The following is a 25,042-nucleotide window of genomic DNA, read 5'->3' on the forward strand; positions in this document are numbered from 1 at the left end:
ATTTACTGATTTACAGTTTTTTCATCATCTACAATTTCTCCAGCGCTCTTATTTCTGTAAAGAAAGTATATTCCGCCAATACTTAACAGGAGGAACAGTCCAAAACATATCATTGAAACGATTTTACCAGTTTGGATAACCTCCGGTTCAAAAACCATACGTACTGTATGAACTCCAGCGGGAACGTAAACCGCCCTCAGCAGGTAATTGGCTTTGATGTATGGAACCTCTTTTTCATCGATAAACATTTTCCAGCCTTTCGGATAATAGATCTCGGAGAAAACGGCCAGTTGTGGCGTCTTGCTCTCGGTTCGGAACTCCAGAGCATCGGCACGGTAACCTGTGAGTTTAAGAATTCCGGTACTGTCGGCCGCTAAAGGTTTTCCGTCAAAGTACTTACGGTCTGCAGCTGCAATAACAGCGGTATGTTTGGTATTTACTTCACCAATAAGCTTGATCTCCTCGTTGGGTGTATTCACAAATTTTACATCAGATACAAACCAGGCATTCCCGTTGGCCTGCGGATTTGGAACTGCTTCCGGATTCTGGGTGTCGCCAAAGATCATATACTTGGTGTTCAGCATATTCAGGATCCTGGGGATTCTTACCGTATCCATTTTGCTGAAATATTCACCGATAAGATCATCATAACGGCGGAGTTTTACGGCATGATATCCTCCCACGGACGCTTTGAAGTAAGAAGTATTGGTCTCGCCAAAGGGATTGATGGTCTGGTTGTAAATTCGGTAATGTCCCTTGTCTCTTTCGGCGATGGTTTCCAAAGTTTTGTTAACGTTCGCATTCATAAGCAAGGACTGAAGCTCACGGTTATCGCCCACTTTTTCAACCATAAGTTCAGAAACTTCTGTCTGGAAAGGATTTTCGGCGAAAGCCGCATCAACAAAATTCTCACTGTTCAGGTAGCGCGTATTCACACTCCACAGATCCAGCATACTTACGGCTCCGATAACAATCAGCGCGATATTCTGTCTGAGTTTTTTCTTTAATGAAAGGAACAGCACGCCGGCGCAAATGCCCACGTATAAAAGTGCTTTCAGAGCGTCGGCACGGAACATTTTGAATCTTTCATCAACCAGATAATCCAGCAGATAGGGTGGAAGGTATGTTTTCTCAGTAGCTGTATGGAAACCTAAAACGGATTTTCCGAACACCAACAGCAAAGCAAGACTTCCCAGTACCACGCCGCTTACAGTTGTAAGGATTTTCTTTTTGTACTCTTCATCCAGTTCTTCATCTTTAAAAAATCGGTATAATCCAATGATAGCAATAAGTGGGAACAAAAGTTCCACTACCACAAGGATTGAAGACGGCGCCCTGAATTTATTATAGAACGGAACCAGGTCTATAAAAAGATCCGAAAGAATCATGAAATTGCTGCCCCAGGCCAGCATAATGGTAAGTACCGAAGCACCAAATATCCAGTAACGGTATTTCTTCCAGGCAAAGAAAAATCCGAGTACAGCCAGAAAAATCACGATAGCACCCTGATAAGCCGGTCCGGAAGTACCGGGCTGCTCGCCCCAATAGGTGGCACTAGTTAGTCCTTTAACAATATTATCTACCTCGGCCTGCGAGCGGGCATTGTCCTGCACGAGTTGCTGGATTTCGCCCATCATTTTTTCGCCTTCCTGTTCATTGCTTCCTCCGCCCATCAGCCTCGGAATGAAGAGGTTGAAAGTTTCCAGTTTGCCGTAACTCCACATCAGCATACTTTCCTTATCCATTCCGGACTTGTCCGCAGAATGAGTTTCGTGGGTAAGGATTTGCTTTCCTCTTACGGTTTCGGTTACGTATTCAGCATTGGCCATGATTCGCTGTGAGTTCATTCCCACACCTAACCCAAATGCCAGTGCAAGAACGCCGGTAGAAATACCGAAATGTTTCCAGTCAGTTTTGCCCATCGCAGCACGGATTAGTTCAGAAAGAAACAGGAAGCCCAGCGCGATAAAGAGGTAATACGTCATCTGCGGATGGTTGGCAGCCATCTGAAGTCCCATAAACAGGGCAGTTACAATAAAGCCTATTATGTATTTCCTTCGGATGTAAACCAGTAAGATTCCGGCCAGTAACGGCGCAAAATAAGCAATTGTATGCACCTTACCGTTGTGTCCGGCAGCGATGATAATGTAGAAATAAGTTGAAAGGCCAAAGAACAGTGAGCCAAGAAGCGCGTATTTCCAGTTCCGGACAGTTACCATTCCGAGAAGGAAAAACCCGGAAAAAAGGAGGAAGAGATAATTAACCGGCTTGGGCAGGAACATCAGAATATTGTCCACCTGTTTGATGATATCGCCGCGGAACTGCGATCCCATCTGATAGGTAGGCATGCCGCCGAACATACTGTCGCTCCAGTACGTCTCTTCGCCATGCTGATCACGGTGGTCCAGAAGTTCCTTTGCGCCACCTTTGTACTGTACGATATCATGCTGGAAAAGCTGCTTGCCCGAAAGTACAGGATTGGCATACAGAAGTCCCAATATGATGAAAAGCACCAGACAGGCTGCAATGTAAATGATGTTTTTATTCTTGGCCATTATCTCTAATTATCAAATAAATCAGTTGTTTGATTCCTTATCCTTCACCTCTTCATAATCCACAGTTTCCGCATCCCACTTCACTTTTTGCTCCACTTTTCCTCTTTTGGCAGTAGAAGCATCAGGTCGTGGTGGAAGGTTGCCGTAAAATTTGGTGAAAAAAATCTTCTTCATGATGTTCCACACAAAAAAGATGATAATGGTGCTTAATATCGTTAAAAGAATGAATTTCATGAACTCTTATTTACCCGGATTTACAATTACGTTGGAATTGGTCGTGTTTTTCATGGTCTCCGATTTTTTACCGTCGCTGAAAGTTTGGCTCTGCGCGGTCTTCACATTGATGTTCTGTCCAAGGATCCAGCCTGAGTTCACATCGAACCGGTAGTTACCGTTTTGTGAAAGCTCGGAGCTCAGAGACTGGGTGATTCCGCCCTGTGTTTCCTTCTGCTGCTGCTTTGGTATTCCGCCGGAAACTGTAATTTCAGCCACGCCGTCTTTCACGCTTTTCAGAGTGTAGTTGGAAACGATCTTAACTTTACCGTCTGGTGAAGCATTTTCTGAAACAGTCCATCTTTCTCCTATTTTTGCGCCTTTTTTAGGCATGATGAAGATGTTTTTGGAGAACTGGTCTCTCAGGACCTCTTCATTGAAGGAAGCTTTAAGCTGTTCCAGGATTGCCTTTCTTTCATTGGCGTCTTTAGTAAGTCCGTTAACCGTGGTCGAGAACTTTGCGTATATAGGTTCGAAACCTGTAATTGATAAAATCTTACCCCTTTCATCAATCTTCATATTGAGTTTGTTGCCGGTCATGGCCTTATCAATAACCCATCTGTTTTTCAGCGCTTCATCTTTCGGAGCGGCAGCCTTGGTATCTACTGTCTGTGTCTGACCCTGCGCGGATTGTGATGTCTTCTTGGAAACGAAATTGATGGTCAGGTCATATACCTTGTCCTTTAGGCTGTTTACCGTAAAGCTTATCTCGTCCGTATTTTCACGGGTCATGCTTTGTGATTTACCATCAGGCATAGTGGAAGTAGCTACGTCTTTTTGCTGGGTGATGAAGGGATAGGTTTTACCCTGCTCCAGTTTCAGGGTCTGACTGTAGACACCAGCTGAGTCCTTGATCGCTGCCATGGCTGCCATCTCTTTGGCCACTTTCGCAGAGTCCTCGGCATTTACCTCAATGCGGACAGTGTCGCCTGTTGTGGGGTCTATTTTAGTGATTGTTTTGCTTTCCTTTTTACAGGCAACCAGCGCTGCAGTTATAAGCGCAAGGGTTACGATGTTTTTCATATAATTGATAGTATTTAATTGTCTTTTTGTGCAAGCAGGTAGCGGCTCCAGGCCTCATCAAATGCCTTGCCGTCGCCCAGCGTCCAGATCTTTTCTGAAAAGTGCTTTATCAGTTTTTCTCGCATTGGATGTCCTTCTGCCAGGCAATCGCGGTTTTCGGAATCAAAAACATTTACTGCTGCATACATATACCGGAAACTGCGTACACCGTTCGTAAATACGGTAAATTTTTCTGCTGAACCAAGCAAAAGTTTCACGTCGCGCCATACCAAAGTGTAATTGTTACCGGTGGACTCCATTGCACGGTCCCACTGTCCAAAACCGTTAAACATCAGTATTTTGGTATAGTTTTGAGAATAAACACTGTGGAAGCGAAGCTCATTATAACTTTTGGTTTCCGTCTCAGTTTTGGTTTCAATTTTTGTAACAGAATAATCGCGGAAACCATTATTATAAAGATAATGTGTGAAGGGATTCGCCGTTTTCGAATATCCTCTGCTTTTTATTTTTGTTGGATCCTCCCCGGTGCTCATCTGCGCCGTACACAGAAAGCTAACAGTAAACAAGCCTGCAGTTAAGAGTAATTTTAGGTGGTTTCTCATTGTTATTTAATTAGTCCGGGTTGACAGTTATTGCTTATCAGATTTCTGAAACCAGTTTCTGCCTTACTGCCTCATACAGGATGGCACCACAGGCTACAGAAACATTCAGCGATTGCGTCTTACCCCCGATGGGCAATTTAATTTTTTCATCCGAATGATGAAGCACTTCTTTGGAAATACCGGTTTCTTCGTTACCCATTACAACGGCGCAAGGCACAGAAAAGTCTGCCTCGTATACCAGTTTTTCAGCTTTTTCTGTTGCTGCATATACCATTACCCCGGATTGCTGCAGGAAATCTACTGCATGAGCCAGGTTTTTCTCCTTACAAATCCTGATATTGTAAATGGCTCCTGCAGAGGTCTTTATGGCGTCTGAATTAATTGGCGCCGCACCTTTTTCAGGAAGAATGATGGCATCAATACCTACACATTCTGCGGTGCGGCAGATGGCTCCAAAGTTACGGACATCTGTAAGTCGGTCCAGGATCAGCAGGAAAGGAGTCTTGCCCTCCTCAAAAAGCTGTGGCAGAACATCTTGAATTGTTTCAAAGGGCACATCAGAGATAAATGCCACCACGCCCTGGTGGTTCTTCCGTGTAAAACGGTTCAGTTTTTCTACAGGAACATAGTTCGGCCTGATTTTGTGCTTGGCCAGCAACTGCTTCAGTTCGTGGTAAATTTCGCCCTGAAGCGCGTTCTGCATAAATATCTTATCTATGGTTTTACCGGCTTCAATGGCCTCAATAACGGGCCTCAGGCCAAATATAAAATCGTCTTTCTTATCTGTCATAACTAAAATTTTTCTCCTAAAATGGCGCGCTTCTGGGCCATAATGTAACCGTAGTGGAGACTTTCGTGCATATTATTAAAGATAATGGCATCCTGAATGTTTTTTAGATCCAGACCAAAACTCGTTGTATAAGGTGTGTAATCCGAGAAAAAATCTGCATCATAGTCCTTCATCATAATCCTGGAAGTCTCTGTGAGAAGGAATGCCAAATCTTCCACCTCGGATTGCTGGACATCCATATTAGGAAGGGTTCCCTTTTTGTAGTTTTCAATCCAGTATTTATCAATCCTAAATGGATTTCCACTCAGATAGTAGCATAATAACTGCTGGGTCGCCACCGTGTGCGCAATATTCCAGTAGATGTTATTGTTAAATCCATCCGGAATCAGTGTGAGGTCCTGTACAGAGGTTTCCTGCAGGATTACAAGCAGGTTGTTCCGTACCTGGCGGTGAGCCTGAAAGTGATAGTTCATCTGCGTTTACTTTAATTGTCAAAAATAGTGTATTAAAGTGAAATCACAATTGTATTGATGCTTGCAATCGTTATTTTGCAGGCTTCCAAACATCAAACCGCTTGGAATTGAAGCAGTAGGACCGCAAGCCTCTAAAGATTAACAAACTTTAACTTGTAGCTGGCATTGATTGTGTTGATTGGTGTGGGGAATTATCTGAAATTTACCGTCAAATATTAAATAAACATGTCAGAATTACATCAGGCAGAGGATATAAAGCAATTAACTGAACGAGTAAGGGAACAGAATTACTTTTTCTCATTATTGAAACAGGAAATCAATAAGGCTATTATAGGGCAGGAGTATATGGTAGACCGTCTGCTGATCGGCTTGCTGGGCAATGGTCATGTGCTGCTGGAAGGCGTTCCCGGTTTAGCCAAAACCCTGGCGATTAAAACCCTTGCCGATGCTGTTCAGGGCGAATTCTCCAGGATTCAGTTTACTCCGGATCTACTTCCGGCCGATGTAATCGGTACTCAAATCTACAATATTAAGGAAAATGACTTCTCGATTAAACGGGGGCCCATATTTGCTAATTTTGTTCTGGCTGATGAGATTAACCGTGCACCATCCAAGGTGCAGTCGGCTTTGCTGGAAGCCATGCAGGAAAAGCAGGTCACCATCGGTGACGAAACGATGCCATTGCCAAAACCTTTTTTAGTGCTAGCCACCCAGAATCCTATTGACCAGGAAGGTACTTACATCCTGCCCGAAGCACAAAGCGACCGTTTTATGCTGAAATGCCGAATAGACTATCCATCGTTGGAAGATGAAAGGCTTATTATGAAAATGGTAGCCTCTTCGCATCAGCCTGTGATCCGGCCTGTAATTTCACTGAATACTATTGTTGAGGCCAAAAACCTGATTAACCAGATTTATCTGGACGAAAAAATTGAAAAATATATTCTGGATATGGTCTTTGCAACACGTTATCCGGAAAAATACGGTCTGGCTGATCTAAAGAATTTTATCAGTTTTGGGGCATCACCGCGTGCTTCCATTAACCTGGCCATTGCTTCGCGTGCCATGGCATTCCTGAAAAACCGGGCCTTTGTAATTCCTGAAGATGTTAAGGATGTGGCTAAGGATATTTTGCGTCACAGGATCGGTCTCAGCTTTGAGGCTGAAGCAGAAGAGGTAACTGCGGATGAAGTGGTGGACCGCATTTTAGCCAGAATTCAGGCTCCCTAATTCTGAAATATTTGTTCTAAATCGTGCAGATAAGAGATATCATACGAAAGGTAAAGCAGATTGAAATACGGACGCGGAAAAAGTCTGAAGCTACGCTTATGGGCCAGTATCACAGCGCATTTAAAGGTCAGGGAATGACTTTTTCGGAGGTAAGGCCATATCAGTACGGCGATGAGATCCGAAGAATAGACTGGAACAAAACAGCGCGTTTTCGTGAGCCTTTCGTAAAGGTGATGGAGGAAGAACGTGAGCTTACTATGATGCTGCTTGTGGATATTTCGGCATCAATGAATTATGGCACTAAAACTCAGCTAAAAAAAGAATTTGTTGCCGAAATTGCGGCCAGTTTGGGGTTTTCGGCAGCTGGCAATAATGACAAGGTTGGGCTGATACTCTTTGCCGACAAGGTTTATAAAGTTATTCCGCCTCAGAAAGGGCGGAAGCATATTTTAGCAATAATCTCCAATATTCTTACTGCTGATTATGTACCCGCAGCATCAGATTTGAACAGTGCCCTGCAGTATATGCTGGGTATTTTCAAAAGAAAATCACTCGTTTTCCTTTTTTCTGATTTCAATGACGGTTACGATTCCAGGACGCTTAAGATTGCGGCGCGGAAACATCAGATGCTGGGTATACGGGTTTACGATGATAAGGATATAGAAATCCCTGATGTTGGCTACGCCCTCTTTCGTGATGCTGAAAGCGGGCGCCAGGTTTGGGGCAACACTTCCAGTAAAAGGTGGAGATATGAGTTTGCCGAATCACAGCAGCAATGGCAGCGGCAGGTCCAGCAGGACTTTATAAATGCCTCTGCAGGATTCATTAACATGAATACGGGTGAAGATTACTCCAAACACCTTTACCAATATTTCCGAAATAAATAGTAGATTCATTTTCTGAATATGATTTTTAACAAAGCTTTTTTCTTTATACTTCTTATCCTGGGTGCAACCATGCATTCGCAGACCTTAGGTTCTAAGGTGGATAAGGAAACCCTTGCTCTTGGCGAAATCGGAACTTATACGGTTTATATATCCGGGCTGCAGGGTAAAGTTGTGAAATCGGCTCCAAAAAATGAACTGTTGCCCTTTCATTTCGAAGAAATTTCAGATTCCATAGCCGTCTCAGCGGAGCAGTATGAAAGGATTATACAGTTTACTGTGTTTGAGGAGGGAACATATACGGTTCCTGCATTGGAATTCAATATTGACGGAAGTGTACAGAAAACGGTTCCCTACGAAATTAAGGTCGTAAATACAGCCCAGAAAGGGGATGTAATTAACGATATCAGAAATAATAAAGAAGTCAGGCTGGATGCTCTGGACTATTGGGCAATGTACAAATGGTATATTATCGGGATACTTGTCTTTCTCGCACTGCTTATTATGATTATCGTTCTCAGGAGATATGCCGCGGCCAGGAAAAATTCACCCCAGGTAAGGACGAACAGGGCCATGCGCGAACTGGATGATTTAAGGAAAAAGAAATTTATAGAGAAAGGCGATTACAGGTCTTACTATGTTGAACTTATTGACATTACCCGTAACTTCATCAGCAGGCAATATTCAATTCCCGCAGATGTGCTTCTTACAGACGACCTTATTGAGGTGATGAAACGAACGAACAGCATTTCTCCGGAGAATGAGGCGGTTGTTGAAGATGTATTTTTACGTGGTGACCTGGTGAAATTTGCCAAAACATTCCCCGACAGAGAAGTGATGGAAAAGGATTTTAATGATATCCGCGAGTTTGTGAAGAGGTCTACCCGGGACCTGGAAACAGAACAGTTAAGATCGGGAGTTTGATAATTACTATGGACTTCAACTTTTTTAATTTCGAATTTTACAGCCCTTACTTTTTCCTGCTGTTTCTGATCTTTATCCCGCTGATCATCCGGGATATTCGTTCGGGCCCAAAACAGGGAACCGCCGTGCCCTCTACTGTTCGGATGCAAGAAACCGGTGGACATAAATTTGTGTTTTTCCTGCTGAAGTTCTTTAAATACCTAATCCTTTCTGCGATTATTATTGCACTTGCACGTCCACGCACTTTCACGGTTTCGCAGGACCGCGATGAAACCAAGGGAATTGATATCATGCTCTCCGTAGATGTGTCACTGAGTATGTTGGCCCGGGACCTGGAGCCCGACCGCCTTACCGCGCTTCAGAAAATCGCCATCCAGTTTGTAGGGCAACGTCCAAATGACCGGCTGGGCCTCGTGACCTATTCCGGTGAGGCATTTACTAAAGTGCCTGTTACCAGCGATCATCAGGTGGTCATCGATGAACTGTCAGTACTAAACCCGCTGGAACTGGAACCCGGAACGGCAATTGGTGAAGGTCTGTCGGTTGCAGTAAATCACCTGAAGGACAGCCGGGCTAAAAGTAAAGTAATCATCCTGATGACGGACGGCGTGAATACCATTCCAAATGCAATGAACCCGCTGCTCGCCGCGCAGTTGGCAAAAGGAGCAGGAATCAAGGTGTATTCCGTAGGAATAGGAACGAATGGTTTTGCACTCATGCCAACAGGGACCGATATTTTTGGGGACCTGGTGTTTACAGAAACAGAGGTAAGGATTGATGAAGAAATGCTTCGTGAGGTTGCGGTAGCTACCGGCGGCAAATATTTCAGGGCTACATCCACCGAATCCCTGAAAAATGTATATAATGAGATCAACCAGTTGGAGAAATCTGAAAATCAGGCTGCTAAACTGTATAATTATACGGAGTTCTACATATATTTCCTGTGGTTTGCCCTTGGTTTACTTCTGGTGGACGCAATGCTACGCTGGTGGCAATATAAAATGTTTAATCAGGCATGAATTTAACGGACCTTAGTATAGGGAACTATTGGTATTTAGTCTGGCTGCTGCTGTTGCCGGTGTTGCTGCTTATGCTTTTTGGCTTTATGAAATGGAGGCATCGGGCTAAGCAACGTTTTGCAGAATCGCGCTTTCATGAAACTCTTTTTCAATCCTCTTCAGGTTTCAGGCGGTTTTTCCCTGCTTTTTATATTGCAGCCGTGACGTTCCTTTTGTTAGCGGCTATAGATGTACGCGGCGGCAGTGAAGAGGTAGAAACCAAACAGAATTTGAACAACGTAATGTTTCTCCTGGATGTTTCCAATTCCATGAATGCGGAAGATGTTTTGCCTAACAGGCTTGTACTGGCCCGGAATATAATGATCCGAAGTATGGAGAAAATGACGAATGACCGGGTGGGCATCGTGGTTTTCGCAGGTGAGGCTACTTCAATTATGCCGCTGACCACGGATTATTCGGCAGCAGAAACGTATATAGGCGGTATCGAAACAGGAATGATGAAGATTCAGGGTACCGATTTTCTGAAAGCTGTTCAGGAGACGGCCCGCAAGTTCAAAAACATTCCAAAGGGCTCCCGCAAAGCAATTCTTATAAGCGATGGTGAAGATAATGAGGGTAATGAAGAACGAGCTATCAGGTTGGCAAAAAATGAAGGTATCACTATAATTTCAGTAGGCATTGGAACTGAGCAGGGCGCACCTGTGCCCGAGTATATCTTCGGACAGCTGATGGGGTATAAGACCGACCGCAACGGTCAGGCCGTACTTTCGCAGCGTCAGACCCGCGCATTGGAAAAAATAGCTTCAGGCACCGGTGGTACTTTTATAGACGGCAATAATCTGGAAGACGCCTCAGAACAGATTATTGATGCGCTGAGCAGAAGTGGTTCCAGCTCCGCCACCATGGTTCGGTCACAGAACTCAGTCCTTTACTATCAATATTTCCTTGCAATCAGCCTTTTTTTCTTCTGTTTAATTTTTCTGCTTAACCCTAAGCGCGATCTCAATATTTAGGTCCGGATTTTGTTAAAAACAGCCCTGAAAGCCCTTTTAACCTAACTTTAACGCAAGCGGGGCAATTTATTAACAGATAAAGGGATATTTTTGTAGAATGCAATCCAGTACCTTCATTATCACCATGTTTACTCTTCTTTTCTGCGGAACCTTGGTTTCTGCCCAGAAAAGTTATAATGCTTTGGTGCATGAAGGGAACCGGCTGTATGAACAGAATAAGTATGAAGTTGCTGCATCTTCCTATCTGGAAGCTATAAAAACTGACAGTAAGGATTATACAGGTTATTATAATTTGGGTAATGCTCTTTACCGCAGTAAGAAATATGAAGAGGCTATCACCCAATATACTAAGGCCAGCGAACTTTCACAGAACTTACCGGACAAGGCAGCTGCTCTTCACAACATCGGAAACGCTTATATGCAGTTAAATAAACCTGAAAAGGCAGCAGAGTTCTATAAACAGTCACTGAAGCAGGAACCGCGCAACGAACAGACCCGTAAAAACTATGAAATAGCCAAACTGAAAGAGCAGGAGAATAAGCAGAACCAGGGTGGCGGTGGTGAAGGTAATAAAAAGCAGGATCAGTCCGGCCAGGGCAATGAAAAGAAGGATGGACAGCAGGGCTCCGGAAGCGGTCCGGACAATGAGGGTAATGACAAAAGCGGAAGCAACCCTAACCAGAATAAAGATAATAATAATGGTGCGTTGCCCAAGGGCATGCAGGATGCCATCCTTAACCGGGTTTCAGAAAAAGAAAGAGAAACTGCGAAGAAAATTCTGAATAAGGATTCGTACTCGATGCCCGAGAGCAACGAGAAGGATTGGTAATGAGTAGATTATATCCCATACTTTTTATTTTAGCAGCCGCATTTTCCTATGCGCAGGTTAACCTGGTGGTTACAACAGATAAAAACGACCGGGATTTTCGCGATGACGATCCAATAGTAGTGAATATTCTGCTGGAAGTTGCCGGTAAGGATATGATACAGCAGACTCCGCTGCGGATGTTCGATACCTCCAGGTTCGAAGTGGTAGCCAGCGGGTCCGAACAGAATACTTTAATTGACTCCAAAACGGGTTTCCGCGTAAACCGGACACTTTATCAGTATGTCCTTAAACCTAAGAAATCCGGAAAACTCAAGATCGGATCGGCTTCTGTGATCGTTAATGATAAACTTTACCACACTGAGCCTTTCGATATTTTTGTAAGTGAAACCGAAAAGAAGGTGATTGCCGATAAAACCTTCAGTGATATTTATCTGAATGTAGAATTTGAAGGCAATGAGGTATACAAAAATCAGCCTACCGTTGCTGTACTGCGTGCGTATTCCAGGAACCTGAACAGTTTCCGTAAAGTCCGTAATATATCATTTCCGGACCAGGATAATCTGACCGTGCGGCAGATCAGCTCGGCAAGGTCTGAAATTGAACCTGCGGGTAATATATCCAGTCAGGTTTTGGCTGTCTTTCTGGTTTATCCTTCCGAATCAGGCAGGCTGGATATCAAGCCTGTGACCGCAAACCTCTCGTCTGAAAAAAGTAAGATACTCTCCAATAAATCCAAAATCAAGGTGAAAAGTCTGCCTGCCAGTGCGCCCGCAGGTTTTAAAGATGCGGTAGGTAATTTTGAGGTATTGCTGTCGCACCCCGGCGAAAAAGCCGAGGTGGATAAGCCTGTTAAAGTTTCCCTTAAAGTGCGTGGCGAGGGCAACTTTGATAATATGACCTTTCCGCGGATTAAGGAATCTGTAGACTACCGGTTTTATACGCCAAAGGTCATAACCAATACCAAAGCCTCACGAGCAGGAGTTACAGGTGAAGTAACTGCCGACTATCTGATAATTCCTCAGAAAGCAGGTCCTATAAAGGTGCTTACCGATCCATTTTCATATTTTAATCCCCAAACAGGAAAGTATGTTGATTTGGGCAGTCGGGAGGTGCTGTTGGAGGCACTTACGCATAACGAAATTTTGGCCGCCCGTACACCGCTTGAAAAGGTGAATGATTATACAAATACTGTTTTGGAAACGGTAGACAGTCCCGTTCTGAAAACTACAAATCTGCGGGTTGAAGAAAGAAAAACGCTGAACTGGAATACGGTCTGGATTAATTTAGGACTTATGCTGACCATAGTGTTGGGCTTCCTGCTGTTCCGAAAGATGCGCAGGGCAGCGGCTGCTTCAGAAAATAACCGCAGGAAAGATTTGGGAACCATAGCCGAAACTGAAAGCGAGATACGCGCCAGGCAACTGACGGATATAGGTGTATATGAACCTTATCTCCGTCAACTAAACGAGGACGGACAATACGACCGGTTCTTCCAGACCATCGAAGAAATGGACGCCGCTTTACGTAAGGATTACGGAGCCGCATCGAATGAAGAATTTAAGACTATGCTCGAGAAAACCCGGGGTCGGCAACTTGCTGAAAACTACCGAAGTATGCGGCAACGCATACAGATTGAAAAGTATGCGCCTGTACATACACACGAGTATATAAGTGAACTATTGGACGAAGCAGTTAATTTATATTCGCAAATTAAGAAATAAATAAAAATTATTCATATTTTTGCGAAATTATTAAAAGCACTTATAATGTTTGAGCATTTTTCCTGGAAAGAGATTCTAACCTGTTCGATGGTTCTTTTTGCCGTAATTGATATCATCGGATCGATTCCAATCATTGTAAGCCTGAAGAAGAAATTTGGCCGGATAGAGGCTGAAAAGGCAGCTATTGTCGCGGGTTTACTGATGATTGTGTTTCTGTTTGTAGGAAACAAGATCCTTAATTTCATTGGGGTTGATGTAAACTCGTTTGCAATCGCAGGTGCTTTTGTTATTTTCATTATCGCCCTGGAAATGATTTTAGGTGTGCAGATACAGCGAAATACTGAGGCCACCTCTGCTTCTATTGTGCCTATAGCCTTTCCGCTTATTGCAGGAGCGGGTACACTGACTACCACACTGTCGCTGAAAGCCGAATATCATGATATAAATATTATTTTCGGCATTGTACTCAACACAATATTTGTCTATGTTGTTTTGAAATCTGCAAACTGGATAGAGCGAAAGTTAGGAACCGGAACGCTTAAGGTTGTCGAAAAAGTTTTCGGAATTATCCTGCTGGCGATCTCCATTAAATTATTTACCGCTAACTTTGCACAGCTATTTCAAACCTACGTTCATTTTTAATAAATAATCATGCAGCTATATTATAAGATATTCCTGATTCTGTTCGCTATTTTTATCGCCTTTAACCTCTATGCGGTTGACTGGAGAATAGGTCTGATGAATGAAGAGAATCTTAAATATGTATTCTCGCTTTCTGCCGGTATCGTAGGACTTCTGCTGGTATTTGTGCTGCATACCTGGAGCAAGCTTAAATCACGTCCGTAGTTATAAGATTTTTTAGGATGGCGGCGGCTTTCAGTTCGGTTTCCTGCCATTCTTTTTCCGCATTGCTTTTCGCGTTAATTCCGCCACCTACATACAGGTGGGCGCCACTTTCCGTGAAACTGGCGCAGCGCAGGTTTACAAAATACTGTATCTCCTCATCAGTTTCAATCCGTATATAGCCTGCATATAAGGACCTCGGATGTTTTTCGAATGTTGCGATGGCTTTTTGGCAAAACTCTTTTGGGATGCCGCACACTGCAGGTGTTGGATGAAGGTCCGCGATGATCTGATCCAGGTCATTTTTCTTTATAATTGCCTTATAATCGGTCCTTAGGTGCTTTATGTTTCCGGAATGATGATCATAAGTCTCCGAAATATGGATAGTGTTACTGTATTTTTTCAGGATATCGGCGATGTAAAGCGAAACCGGCTTTTGTTCCTCGATTTCCTTTTCGGTCCATTCATCATTCAGCGGCAGTGTTCCGGCCAGACTCATAGTCTCAAATGCTGACGTATTTTTGTTAAAGCGCCCCAGTAGTTCGGAGAAAGCGCCCATCCAACTCTTGCCCCCATCCTTAAAGATATAGGCGAATGCATTGGGATAACTTGAGCAGAGCTTCAGAAAACTTTTAGTGAAATCAATTTCCCCACTTCCCGAAAGGCTGCGGTAAGGCATATATTTTTGCCTGGAAAGCACCAGTTTTGGGATATTATTCTCCTTTACGAAGGTAATGACCTGCTCAATCTTTCCCTGATATTCCTCTTTGCTTTCTTCCCGAAACTGAAGATATCCATTGGATTTTTCATCAGCCATTGTTAATTCCATCCTTAGAAAGTCATCTTCCGAGATTTCAGTGAGCATGCCGCTGAACGTTACGGTTTCCTTTTCATCAAAAGAAACAAAACGTACAGGAATCTCTTTTGCCGGGCCCTGTACGGAGAAAATTTCAGGTTTAAAAGGGAATTTGAAAAAGATCATTACGAAAGCTTGCTGTGCGGAATGATATTATTGGTCATGGTTGTGTGATTAATCAGATGGCCTTTCGCATCACGGATTTCAATCTGGGAAACATGCACCGTATTTCCTTTCCTTATAAAAGTTGCTTTGCCCGTTACTGTGCCTGTACGGATAGCCCGTAAATGGTTGGAGTTGATGTTTGTACCCACCGGAGCCACCTTCTCCATATCTACATGCAGTACAGACAGACAGGATCCAAGTGTCTCTGCCAACGCTACGCTGGCGCCACCGTGAAGGATGCCGTAAGGCTGATGAACACGTGGCTCAACAGGCATTTCAGCGGTTAGTGATTCATCATCAACATCAGTAAATTTTATATTCAGGGTTTTCCCAAGGTTGTCCTGGCTCCAGTTGTTCAGCCTGTCCAGGATTTCTTTTCTTTTGCTCTCTTCCATAATGAATTTGAAGTGTTTTCACACAAAATCAGACGATGTCCGGGTTCCAGTTTTCAGCAATTTTTGGAGTAATATCATGCTCTCTGTAATAGTTTGAAATATGTTGCAGGACTTCCTCATAGCTCATTTTTGAGAGTTGTTCATAAGGTATGGTGTGGCCCAGATAAACCGTGTTGCGTTTAAAATCACCTGCTCCTAAAACAATTGGCAATTTTGCTTCAAGCGCCATAAAATAAAATCCTTTGCGCCATTTAGGTACCCAGCTTCTTGTGCCTTCAGGAGTGATTACAAGACTGAAATTTTCCTTCTCAAACAGTCTGGCTACAAACTTTACCAAATCGTTTTTCTGGCTACGGTCTATACCAATACCCCCCAGGGCTTTTACAATGCCGCCATACCAGCTTTTGGTATGCGAATCCTTAATTATAATTTTTAATGGTTTACCCAGCGCCCAGTAAGCGAAGTTACCCAGGATGTATTCCATATTGTGGGTGTGTGGGGCGATTACCAGGATACAGCGTTCCAAAACTTTGGAGTCACCGTGCAAAACCACTTTCCAACCCAGCATCTTCAGTGCCAGCGCACCAATAATTTTCTTCATGAAGTGTATTGTTTAAAAACAAAAAAGTATAACCAGCAAGGCTATACTTTACAAATATATTGAAATATTAACTCTCCTAAAACAAACTGCTTACTAAATAAACAATCTTAAATACGATTTCTAAAACGAGCTGTACCATAGGTCAAATTTTTTGTGGTTTTGGTGAAACGAATTTACAATTTTATTTTAAATAACTAAAAAACAGATGATGTTAAAATTTTAATTAATAATCTGAATGATAAGGAACGGGCAGATAAAACTGAACAGGGAGCCCTTAAAACTCTGCCCGTTGCCAAATCACATTCTATTTGGTCTTGATGGAAACCTCCTTCTTTTCTCCGTTTATAGAGATATTAATGTCCTTTACGCTGTCGCTGTCAATTTTCATCCTTTTTATCATCAGTTCTGCTTCCTCCTTTGAAACTTTTTTACCGTTTACTATAATGGAATCTGCATTGTCCGAAGATACAACGATACTGTTCTGCCCAGAGGTTACTGTTGTGCCATACTGGTCATCATCATTATCCAGATCGTCGCTGAGCGAGAAGCCACGCTCGTCATTCATAGCAATTACAGTCATGTTTTGTGGAACTACAAGCTCATAATCTACACGGTAATCGCGGAACCGGTATTCATACGGATAAGCGTAGTAATTTGGAAGCAGAATTTTATTGCCTACAATCTCAACAGGAATATTCATTTTAAGGGGCAGATTGTAACCATCTGCTCTTTTCTTCACTTCCAGATAGGGTGCAGCTACATTTTCCCTGCGTACATGAATATCAGGATAGTCCTGCTTGTAGATGGTTTTCCCGTCCGAATAGACATCATCCCAGTAGGATTTGAAATTTTGCGGAATAATCACTTTCTTCACATCCACTAGTATTGAATCAGAAGTAGAATTTATGGCTACATTCTCGGTTTCGTCATTATTTCCGCTATACTGTGTGTTGAATTTTATTGCGCTCACGCCGGTAAATGCCGCCAGTGCAATCCAAATCAGGACCAGACCCCCAATTACGTAACCCGTATTGTTCAGTTTTGTTCTTGGTGAAAAAAGCTTGATTGCCAGATAGCAGAAGATAAGTGCCGGGATGAAAACCGTCAGGAATGCGAGCGCCAGAGCCAGAAATCCAAGATTGCTGTCCTGCAGATAAAATCCTAAATTGTCAAAGAAATTGATATTGCTGGTACCTGCAAGTCCAAAGACACTTATTGATGCCAGGAGCATGGAAAGTCCGATCAGACCAAAGATTCCTCCAAGTATATAGCGGATTACGTTCCAGATACCGTTTCCGGCATTATTTATATAAGGCTTATTCTCGGTGTAAATTTCGCCAACACGCTGCGTGGATTCATTTGCAAACTGTACCAGTTTATTGGATTCATTTTTAAGGTTGTCAAAATTCATCGGTTTACCTTTCATCTTCAGGAAATCTGCGGCGGTCTGAGCTTTTGGCAGAACGATCCAGAAAATAATATAAACCAAAACGATTAATGTGGTTGAAATTGCTGCTGTAAATATACCAAGGATGGCGATTCCGAGCCAAATTGCCCGCATCGCAGTCATGTCCAGACCGGTATAGTGAGCCAAACCTGCGCATACGCCGGCAATTTTTTGTCTTTCAGGATCCCGGAAAAGCTGTTTGGCACCTGGATTTCCAAAAGATTTGCGGTTGGTTTTCTGGTTAGAGTCAGAATAGTACGCTTCTTCCTGCTCTTCAATAACTTCAGGCTTGCCAATTTGGAAAATAACCCTTTCCACATCAGCATCGTTAATAACTTCTCTTCTACCCAGAGTCTCGTTAAAGATTTCCACCATCCGGATTTCAATATCGTGCATCACTTCGTCAGCTTCTGTAGGCTCCAGAGAACTTCTTAGGGCTGCCAGGTAATCGCTGAGCTTTATATAGGCGTGTTCCTCAATCGTAAATGAGAAACCGGCGAGTCCAATTGAGAGTGTCTTGTTCATAGTTTTAAGAATTTGCTTGAAACGGATTTTCAGTGCCGTTTGTCGGATTGTTTTTTGTGATTTGGTTTACAGATTCATTCAGCTCGCGCCAGGTAGTCAGCAGTTCTGCCAGAAAGAGATTTCCCTTTTCAGTAATCTGGTAGTACTTCCTTGGCGGCCCTCCGGTAGATTCTTCCCAACGGTAGGAAAGAAACTCGCCGTTTTTCAGTCGGGTAAGCAGTGGGTACAATGTTCCTTCCACCACATCCAGTCTTCCTTTTTTAAGCTCATCTATAAGATCGGAAACATACATTTCACGCTCATGGATCAGACTCAAAATGCAGAATTCCAGAATTCCTTTGCGCATCTGCGCTTTCGTGTTCTCGGTATTCATCTATTTTGATGTTGATTTGGTTAATACTTCTAATCTGTTATAACTTAACTATACAAAGATATGTTATTATTTAAGTAATATGCAATACAAAGTAGTGAAATATTTTAGATATTATATTTAAAGTATTGATTATCAACATAAAAAATTTCATGGAAATTTTTCTGATATACAGTTTCGTACAGAATCATGCTGATTTCTATAGCCAAAATTTGAATCCAAGTGGTTTTTTACTACTTTTAAACTTTAAAAATAAACTATGAACAACCACGAAATTGATTACAAAGTACACGGTGAAGAAATGCAGTGTGTAGAAATTGAACTGGATCCTAACGAAAGCGTGATTTCCGAGCCCGGCAGTTTTATGATGATGACCGACGGCATACAGATGGAAACCATGTTTGGCGACGGTAACGAGAAAGGCCTTATGGGTAAACTGTTTTCAGCCGGTAAACGGCTTCTCACGGGCGAAAATCTCTTTATGACGGCTTATACCAATATTTCCAGCCAAAAGAGGCAGGTGTCTTTTGCGGCACCTTATTCAGGTAAAATAATTCCGCTGGACCTGTCGCAGTTGGGAGGGCGGGTAATCTGTCAGAAAGACAGTTTTCTGTGTGCAGCCAAAGGAGTATCGGTAGGTATTGAATTCCAGAAGAAACTTGGTACAGGCCTTTTCGGTGGCGAAGGCTTTATTATGCAGAAACTGGAGGGTGACGGGATGAGTTTTGTGCACAGCGGCGGACATGTAATCGAGAAGCAGTTGCAACCTGGCGAAATTCTCAAGATTGACACTGGTTGTATTGTGGCATTTACAAAAGAGGTGGATTATGACATCCAGTTTGTGGGTGGCATAAAGAATTCAATATTTGGTGGCGAAGGACTTTTCTTTGCTCAACTGCGGGGTCCCGGAACCGTGTGGATTCAAACTCTTCCTATTTCCAGGCTTGCTGCCCGTATACTTCAGTTCGGTACCGGTAAAAAAGGTGAAGAAGGAAGTGTCTTGGGAAAATTAGGTAACCTTCTGGATGGCGACGGATTTTAATATAAAATTCACTTTACAGAATTTTAGGGCGGACAAATGTCCGCTTTTTTTCATTTTTAATTTCCGCTCTCAATTACTTTGGAAAGCCCGAATCAGGATGCTAAATTTTTGCATAAAAATTTAAAAATCAGTATTTTTGTGAATTACTGAAAACATGAACAACGCTGCAATGTGGTACCCGCAGCAATTTATATGAGCGAAAACAACAATTTTCAATATACAGAAGACAATATCCGGACACTGGACTGGCAGGAGCATGTGCGCCAGAGACCCGGTATGTACATCGGCAAGCTGGGCGACGGATCCTCCGCCGATGACGGTATTTATATCCTTCTGAAGGAAATCATCGATAATTCCATTGATGAATTTGTGATGAAGTCCGGTAAGCGGATTGAAATCAAGATTGACGAAGGTAAAGCAGTGATCCGCGATTTCGGTCGGGGTATTCCCCTGGGGAAAGTAGTGGATGCGGTTTCAAAAATGAATACCGGCGGTAAATACGACAGTAAGGCCTTCAAGAAGTCGGTTGGATTGAATGGAGTAGGTTCCAAAGCTGTTAATGCACTTTCAGATTTTTTTAAAGTTAAATCTGTACGTGAGGGCAGGATGAAGGTAGCCGAATTTTCCAAAGGGGTGGTCACTCACGACCATGATGAGGCTGAGACTTCGGACCGTAACGGTACTGAAATCACCTTTATTCCGGATCATGAGATCTTCCCGCATTTTAAATTCAGGAAAGAATATATCGAAAGGATGCTACGCAACTATGTGTACCTGAATCCCGGGCTTAAAATTATCTTCAACGGAGAGACCTTCTTCTCCGAAAACGGATTGAAAGATCTTCTTCAGGAAGAGCTGGAAGGCGACATTCTTTACCCAATCATCCACATAAAGGGCGAGGATATTGAAATTGCTGTCACCCACTCGGATAAATCACAGTCGGAGACGTATTTTTCATTCGTTAACGGACAAAATACAACACAGGGTGGTACTCATCTGAACGCCTTCAAAGAAGCATATGTGAAAACGATTCGTGAATATCTGAATAAGACCTATGAGGCATCCGATATCCGTAAATCCATTATAGCAGCTGTTTCTATAAAGGTTATTGAACCTGTTTTTGAGTCCCAAACCAAGACCAAACTGGGATCCAACGATATGGAGCCGGGTAAGGAAAGCATCCGGACTTTTATGAGTAATTTCCTGAAGAAGGAACTGGATAATTACCTGCATAAAAATCCTGAGACAGCTGAAGCGGTACACAAAAAGATATTGGTTTCAGAACGTGAAAGAAAAGAACTTTCAGGTATCCAGAAACTGGCCAGGGAAAGGGCCAAGAAAGTTTCACTGCACAATAAGAAACTTCGCGACTGCCGTCAGCATTACAATGACCAGAAAGCCGAGAGGAAATCTGAGTCGCAGATTTTTATCACTGAGGGAGATTCAGCATCCGGTTCCATTACCAAATCCAGAGATGTAGATACGCAGGCGGTATTCTCGCTGCGTGGAAAACCTCTTAATTCCTATGGCCTGACTAAGAGAGTGGTGTATGAGAATGAAGAGTTCAACCTTCTGCAGGCCGCTTTAAATATTGAGGATTCGCTGGAGGACCTCCGCTACAACCAGGTGATTATAGCCACCGATGCTGATGTGGACGGTATGCACATCCGATTGCTGATGATTACCTTCTTCCTGCAGTTCTTCCCGGACCTTATCCGGAACGGTCATTTGTATATCCTTTCTACACCTTTGTTCAGAGTCCGCAACAAAAAAGAAACACGGTACTGTTATTCTGATGCTGAGCGGATTAAAGCCTTGAATGAATTGGGAAAAAATCCTGAAATCACAAGGTTCAAAGGGCTTGGTGAAATCTCTCCGGACGAGTTCAAGCACTTTATCGGTAAGGATATCCGTTTAGAACCTGTCGTCATCGGGAAAGATCAGACCATTGAACAATTGCTGGAGTTCTATATGGGCAAGAATACACCGGACCGCCAGGTATTTATCCTGGAAAATCTTGTGGTAGAGGATCCGGAAATCGACAAAAAGGAGAAGCTTGAAGAAGTAGTAGCCTGACAGCAGATTGAAAATCAGCACTGTTTAAATTAATAGAGAATTAATTTCGCGGAAACGCGGACCAATATATGACTGAAGAAAACCTCCATGAAGGGGAAAGTTTAAGGAAAGTTTCGGGGCTGTATAAGGATTGGTTTCTGGATTACGCCTCTTACGTAATTCTGGACCGTGCCATTCCATCGGTCTACGACGGATTTAAACCTGTACAGCGCCGGATCATGCACTCTATGCGTGAACTGGAGGATGGCAGGTACAACAAAGTAGCCAATATTGTTGGTAATACCATGAAGTATCACCCGCACGGCGATGCTTCCATTACTGACGCGATGGTTCAGATAGGCCAGAAGGAACTTCTGATCGATACCCAGGGTAACTGGGGAAATATTTACACCGGCGACTCTGCCGCGGCCGCACGTTATATTGAAGCGCGGCTTACACCATTTGCACTGGAGGTCGTTTTTAACCCAAAGACTACCGACTGGTCCAAGTCGTATGACGGCCGGAATAACGAGCCTATCGACCTGCCCGTAAAATTCCCGCTTCTGCTAGCACAGGGCGTGGAAGGAATTGGGGTTGGACTTTCAACAAAAATCCTTCCTCATAATTTTAATGAACTTATTAATGCGTCTGTGGCGCATTTGAAAGGCCGGAAATTTCAGGTATTCCCCGACTTTATTACCGGCGGCATGCTGGATGTGGCCGAGTATAATGACGGTGAAAGGGGCGGCAAAGTCCGAGCCAGAGCCAGGATTGTTCAGCGGGAAAAAAATCTGCTGGTCATTACCGAACTTCCATACTCCAAAAACACGGTAGACCTTATTGACAGTATTGTAAAGGCAACTGAAAGAGGTAAGATCAAAATCAAAAAGATTGAAGACAATACCTCGGATAAGGTTGAAATCCTGATTCACCTTGCCAACGATGTATCGCCGGATAAAACAATTGATGCGCTTTACGCCTTTACCGACTGCCAGGTGTCCATTTCTCCCAATGCCTGTGTGATTGTTGGCGACAAACCGATGTTCCTCAGTGTTTCCGAGATCCTTCGGATGAATACAGACCACACTGTTTCCCTACTAAAGAAGGAACTGGAAATTGAACTGCACGAACTTCAGGAAAGCTGGCACTTTGCCTCACTGGAACGTATCTTCATCGAAAACCGTATTTATCATGATATTGAAGAGGTAAAATCCTGGGAAGAAGTACTTACAACGATCGATGCCGGTCTGAAACCGCATACAGCACATTTGCTGCGGGCGGTAACTGAAGAGGATATCGTAAGGTTAACCGAGATTAGGATCAAAAGAATATCAAGGTTCGACCTGGATAAGTTCAAGGAAACCATTGCCGCACTTGAAGATAAGATTGAAAAATGTAAATACAATCTGGCGCATCTTATTCCGTACGCAATTGATTATTTCCTCAATATTCAGAAGAAATACGGCAAGGAAAGGGAAAGAAAGACCGAGATCAGGATATTCGACACGATTGATGCTTCCAAAGTTGCTGTTGCCAATGAGAAATTCTACGCGAATTTTGCTGAAGGATTTATTGGTACTTCGCTTAAGAAGGACCAGTTCCTTTTCGACTGTTCCGATATTGATGATATCATTACCTTCCGTCGCGACGGTACCATGAAGGTAGTGAAGGTGGAAGCCAAGACCTTTATCGGCAAAGACATTGTTCACGTAGGCATCTGGAAAAAGGGTGATACGCGCACTGTTTACAATACCATTTACCGCGAAGGACGCGACGGTCCTTATTATATGAAACGTTTTTCGGTAACGAGCATCACGCGGAATACCGATTATCCGCTGGCTTCGGAGAAAAAGGGATCAGAATTCCTTTATTTTTCGGCCAATCCGAACGGCGAGGCAGAACTGGTTACGGTTTTACTTAAGCCTAATGCTCGCGTCCGCAAGAGCAGGATTGATATTGATTTCTCCGAACTGGCCATAAAAGGCCGCGCCTCCCGCGGGAACCTGGTAACCAAGTATACAATTAAAAAGATCGACCTGAAGGAAGAAGGTCACAGCACCCTTGCACCAAGGAAAATCTGGTTTGACGAAACTGTTCGGCGTTTGAATGTCGATGCTCGAGGTACGCTGCTGGGTAACTTTAAAGGTGACGACCGCATCCTTACAATAAACAGCAACGGTGAAGCGAAACTTGTTTCGTTTGACCTGATGAACAGGTTTGACGATGAATATCTGGTGCTGGAGAAGTGGAATCCGGAACAGCCGGTCACCTGTATTTATTTTGATGGTGAGAAAGGAATTTATTTCATCAAGCGATTCCTGCTGGATCATACACCCAACATTCAGCATTTTGTACCGTCTGAACATCCTAAAACCTTTATTGAACAGATTATTACGGTGGACAGGGCACAGGCAGAGATTGTTTTTGCCAAGGAGAAAGACAAACAGCGCGAGCCCGAAACCATTATAATTGATGATTTTATTTCGGTAAAAGGAATTAAGGCTATCGGTAACCAGCTTACCAAAAGTAAGGTGAAAACAATAAATATCACTTTGCCCGAGCCTGAGGAATTGAATCCAGGCTTTGATGAAGTGGAGCAGAATGAAGACAGTGTGGCATTTATAGACCACGACATTCCCGATGGAGATTTCCCGGAAGAGGGTGCTATCGGAAGTCTGTTTGAAGAGTAATAAAATACGCATGCATCTTATTGCATCAACAAAAATATATGAGTTTAGTACTGATTATAATTATCGCGGCTACAGCCCTTATAAGTTTCATAGCCTTCAGCAACCAGCCGCTGTTCGAGAAATATAAATTCAATGTAGGCGCGATCACCAATAACCGGGAGTATATCCGGCTGATCAGCGCAGGATTCCTGCATGGAGACATGATGCACTTGCTTTTCAATATGATGACCCTGTACTTTTTTGGGCCCATCGTGGTGCAGGCGTTTGGCGAAATTGGGTTTCTGATCGTCTATTTCGGTTCTATACTTTTAGGCAACCTTTTTTCCCTATATCTGTACAAAGCTCAACCGTGGTACTCGGCGATCGGTGCGAGTGGCGGAGTTTCGGGAATCCTGTTTGCGTCTATAGCGATGATTCCTGATTTGGGAATTTACTTTTTCTTCATTCCAATACCGATTCCGGGTTATATATTTGGTTTCCTGTATTTTGCGTATTCCGTTTATATGATGCTGAACCCAAAACCGCACGACAATATCGGGCATGCCGCACACCTGGGTGGTGCTGCTTTCGGACTTGTTTATGCTGTTGGTTTGCTGCCGGAAGTTGCCTTGGGCAATATCCGTTATCTGGGCATTATGTCGCTACCACTTATCTATATGGCTTATATGGTTTTTGTGAGAAAGGCCATCTGATAACTTCGCTGTTGCGCATTAAGTT

24 protein-coding genes are annotated in these 25,042 nt (G+C 43.3%); 13 read left to right on the forward strand and 11 right to left on the reverse strand.

Annotated elements, in window-relative coordinates; genetic code table 11:
• Nucleotides 1–2: 2 nt before the first annotated feature.
• From H1R16_RS11190 to H1R16_RS11215, 6 genes are read right to left on the reverse strand one after another with little or no spacing between them, the layout of a single operon-like run.
• Entirely contained in the window at nucleotides 3–2,555 is a 2,553-nt protein-coding gene (locus tag H1R16_RS11190; protein WP_187350423.1) for a glycosyltransferase family protein, read from the reverse strand.
• Between the two features lie 21 nt (nucleotides 2,556–2,576).
• Entirely contained in the window at nucleotides 2,577–2,789 is a 213-nt protein-coding gene (locus H1R16_RS11195) for a hypothetical protein (RefSeq protein ID WP_181886464.1), read from the reverse strand.
• Nucleotides 2,790–2,795: 6 nt separating this feature from the next.
• The gene (locus H1R16_RS11200; protein ID WP_181886463.1) at nucleotides 2,796–3,851 is read right to left on the reverse strand and encodes a DUF6263 family protein; all 1,056 of its coding nucleotides are present in this window, start codon (nucleotides 3,849–3,851) and stop codon (nucleotides 2,796–2,798) included.
• Between the two features lie 14 nt (nucleotides 3,852–3,865).
• Complete coding sequence (locus H1R16_RS11205) at nucleotides 3,866–4,453, reverse strand: hypothetical protein (protein ID WP_181886462.1); 588 nt, start codon at nucleotides 4,451–4,453, stop codon at nucleotides 3,866–3,868.
• Nucleotides 4,454–4,490: 37 nt separating this feature from the next.
• Nucleotides 4,491–5,243, reverse strand: coding sequence for a 23S rRNA (guanosine(2251)-2'-O)-methyltransferase RlmB (gene rlmB, locus H1R16_RS11210; protein ID WP_181886461.1), 753 nt, complete (start codon nucleotides 5,241–5,243; stop codon nucleotides 4,491–4,493).
• A gap of 2 nt (nucleotides 5,244–5,245) precedes the next feature.
• Nucleotides 5,246–5,716, reverse strand: coding sequence for a DinB family protein (locus H1R16_RS11215; RefSeq protein ID WP_181886460.1), 471 nt, complete (start codon nucleotides 5,714–5,716; stop codon nucleotides 5,246–5,248).
• Nucleotides 5,717–5,941: 225 nt separating this feature from the next.
• Between H1R16_RS11215 and H1R16_RS11220 the strand changes: the two genes are divergently transcribed.
• From H1R16_RS11220 to H1R16_RS11260, 9 genes are all read left to right on the forward strand, one after another.
• A complete protein-coding gene (locus H1R16_RS11220; RefSeq protein WP_181886459.1) occupies nucleotides 5,942–6,946 on the forward strand; it encodes an AAA family ATPase in 1,005 nt (334 codons plus the stop codon).
• Between the two features lie 23 nt (nucleotides 6,947–6,969).
• On the forward strand, nucleotides 6,970–7,833 hold the full coding sequence (locus H1R16_RS11225) for a DUF58 domain-containing protein (RefSeq protein WP_181886458.1): 864 nt from the start codon (nucleotides 6,970–6,972) through the stop codon (nucleotides 7,831–7,833).
• Between the two features lie 18 nt (nucleotides 7,834–7,851).
• Nucleotides 7,852–8,754 carry a BatD family protein gene (locus H1R16_RS11230; protein ID WP_181886457.1) on the forward strand — a complete coding sequence of 301 codons (903 nt, stop codon included), beginning with the start codon at nucleotides 7,852–7,854 and terminating at the stop codon, nucleotides 8,752–8,754.
• A gap of 8 nt (nucleotides 8,755–8,762) precedes the next feature.
• Nucleotides 8,763–9,773: a VWA domain-containing protein gene (locus H1R16_RS11235; protein WP_181886456.1), complete on the forward strand. Its 1,011-nt coding sequence runs from the start codon at nucleotides 8,763–8,765 to the stop codon at nucleotides 9,771–9,773.
• Nucleotides 9,770–10,786 carry a VWA domain-containing protein gene (locus tag H1R16_RS11240; protein WP_181886455.1) on the forward strand — a complete coding sequence of 339 codons (1,017 nt, stop codon included), beginning with the start codon at nucleotides 9,770–9,772 and terminating at the stop codon, nucleotides 10,784–10,786. Before H1R16_RS11235 ends, H1R16_RS11240 begins: the two co-directional genes overlap by 4 nt.
• A gap of 97 nt (nucleotides 10,787–10,883) precedes the next feature.
• Complete coding sequence (locus H1R16_RS11245) at nucleotides 10,884–11,615, forward strand: tetratricopeptide repeat protein (RefSeq protein WP_181886454.1); 732 nt, start codon at nucleotides 10,884–10,886, stop codon at nucleotides 11,613–11,615.
• Nucleotides 11,615–13,336: a BatD family protein gene (locus H1R16_RS11250; protein ID WP_181886453.1), complete on the forward strand. Its 1,722-nt coding sequence runs from the start codon at nucleotides 11,615–11,617 to the stop codon at nucleotides 13,334–13,336. Before H1R16_RS11245 ends, H1R16_RS11250 begins: the two co-directional genes overlap by 1 nt.
• Nucleotides 13,337–13,381: 45 nt before the next feature.
• Nucleotides 13,382–13,978: a MarC family protein gene (locus tag H1R16_RS11255; protein ID WP_181886452.1), complete on the forward strand. Its 597-nt coding sequence runs from the start codon at nucleotides 13,382–13,384 to the stop codon at nucleotides 13,976–13,978.
• Between the two features lie 9 nt (nucleotides 13,979–13,987).
• The gene (locus H1R16_RS11260) at nucleotides 13,988–14,182 is read left to right on the forward strand and encodes a hypothetical protein (protein ID WP_181886451.1); all 195 of its coding nucleotides are present in this window, start codon (nucleotides 13,988–13,990) and stop codon (nucleotides 14,180–14,182) included.
• On the opposite strand, the gene H1R16_RS11265 is transcribed toward H1R16_RS11260, so the two are convergent.
• The 5 genes from H1R16_RS11265 to H1R16_RS11285 all read right to left on the reverse strand — a co-directional run bounded on the left by H1R16_RS11265 (nucleotide 14,166) and on the right by H1R16_RS11285 (nucleotide 18,541).
• Nucleotides 14,166–15,161, reverse strand: a complete 996-nt coding sequence (locus H1R16_RS11265; protein WP_181886450.1) for a chorismate-binding protein — start codon at nucleotides 15,159–15,161, stop codon at nucleotides 14,166–14,168. The two genes, H1R16_RS11260 and H1R16_RS11265, sit on opposite strands and share 17 nt — an antisense overlap.
• Complete coding sequence (locus H1R16_RS11270; RefSeq protein ID WP_181886449.1) at nucleotides 15,161–15,595, reverse strand: PaaI family thioesterase; 435 nt, start codon at nucleotides 15,593–15,595, stop codon at nucleotides 15,161–15,163. Before H1R16_RS11270 ends, H1R16_RS11265 begins: the two co-directional genes overlap by 1 nt.
• 28 nt (nucleotides 15,596–15,623) lie before the next feature.
• Nucleotides 15,624–16,196, reverse strand: a complete 573-nt coding sequence (locus tag H1R16_RS11275; protein WP_181886448.1) for a 1-acyl-sn-glycerol-3-phosphate acyltransferase — start codon at nucleotides 16,194–16,196, stop codon at nucleotides 15,624–15,626.
• Between the two features lie 304 nt (nucleotides 16,197–16,500).
• A complete protein-coding gene (locus tag H1R16_RS11280) occupies nucleotides 16,501–18,168 on the reverse strand; it encodes a PspC domain-containing protein (RefSeq protein ID WP_181886447.1) in 1,668 nt (555 codons plus the stop codon).
• Nucleotides 18,169–18,172: 4 nt separating this feature from the next.
• Entirely contained in the window at nucleotides 18,173–18,541 is a 369-nt protein-coding gene (locus H1R16_RS11285) for a PadR family transcriptional regulator (RefSeq protein ID WP_181886446.1), read from the reverse strand.
• 256 nt (nucleotides 18,542–18,797) lie between these two features.
• Here H1R16_RS11285 and H1R16_RS11290 point away from each other — a divergent pair, with 256 nt between their 5' ends.
• The 4 genes from H1R16_RS11290 (at nucleotide 18,798) to H1R16_RS11305 (ending at nucleotide 25,017) form a co-directional block, all read left to right on the forward strand.
• The gene (locus tag H1R16_RS11290) at nucleotides 18,798–19,580 is read left to right on the forward strand and encodes a TIGR00266 family protein (RefSeq protein WP_181886445.1); all 783 of its coding nucleotides are present in this window, start codon (nucleotides 18,798–18,800) and stop codon (nucleotides 19,578–19,580) included.
• Between the two features lie 192 nt (nucleotides 19,581–19,772).
• Nucleotides 19,773–21,656: a DNA topoisomerase IV subunit B gene (locus H1R16_RS11295; protein WP_181886444.1), complete on the forward strand. Its 1,884-nt coding sequence runs from the start codon at nucleotides 19,773–19,775 to the stop codon at nucleotides 21,654–21,656.
• 68 nt (nucleotides 21,657–21,724) lie between these two features.
• Nucleotides 21,725–24,325 carry a DNA gyrase/topoisomerase IV subunit A gene (locus H1R16_RS11300; protein WP_181886443.1) on the forward strand — a complete coding sequence of 867 codons (2,601 nt, stop codon included), beginning with the start codon at nucleotides 21,725–21,727 and terminating at the stop codon, nucleotides 24,323–24,325.
• A 38-nt stretch (nucleotides 24,326–24,363) separates the two neighbouring features.
• The gene (locus H1R16_RS11305; protein WP_181886442.1) at nucleotides 24,364–25,017 is read left to right on the forward strand and encodes a rhomboid family intramembrane serine protease; all 654 of its coding nucleotides are present in this window, start codon (nucleotides 24,364–24,366) and stop codon (nucleotides 25,015–25,017) included.
• Nucleotides 25,018–25,042 lie beyond the last annotated feature (25 nt).

This window comes from Marnyiella aurantia (assembly GCF_014041915.1).
GTDB classification, from domain to species: Bacteria; Bacteroidota; Bacteroidia; order Flavobacteriales; family Weeksellaceae; genus Marnyiella; species Marnyiella aurantia.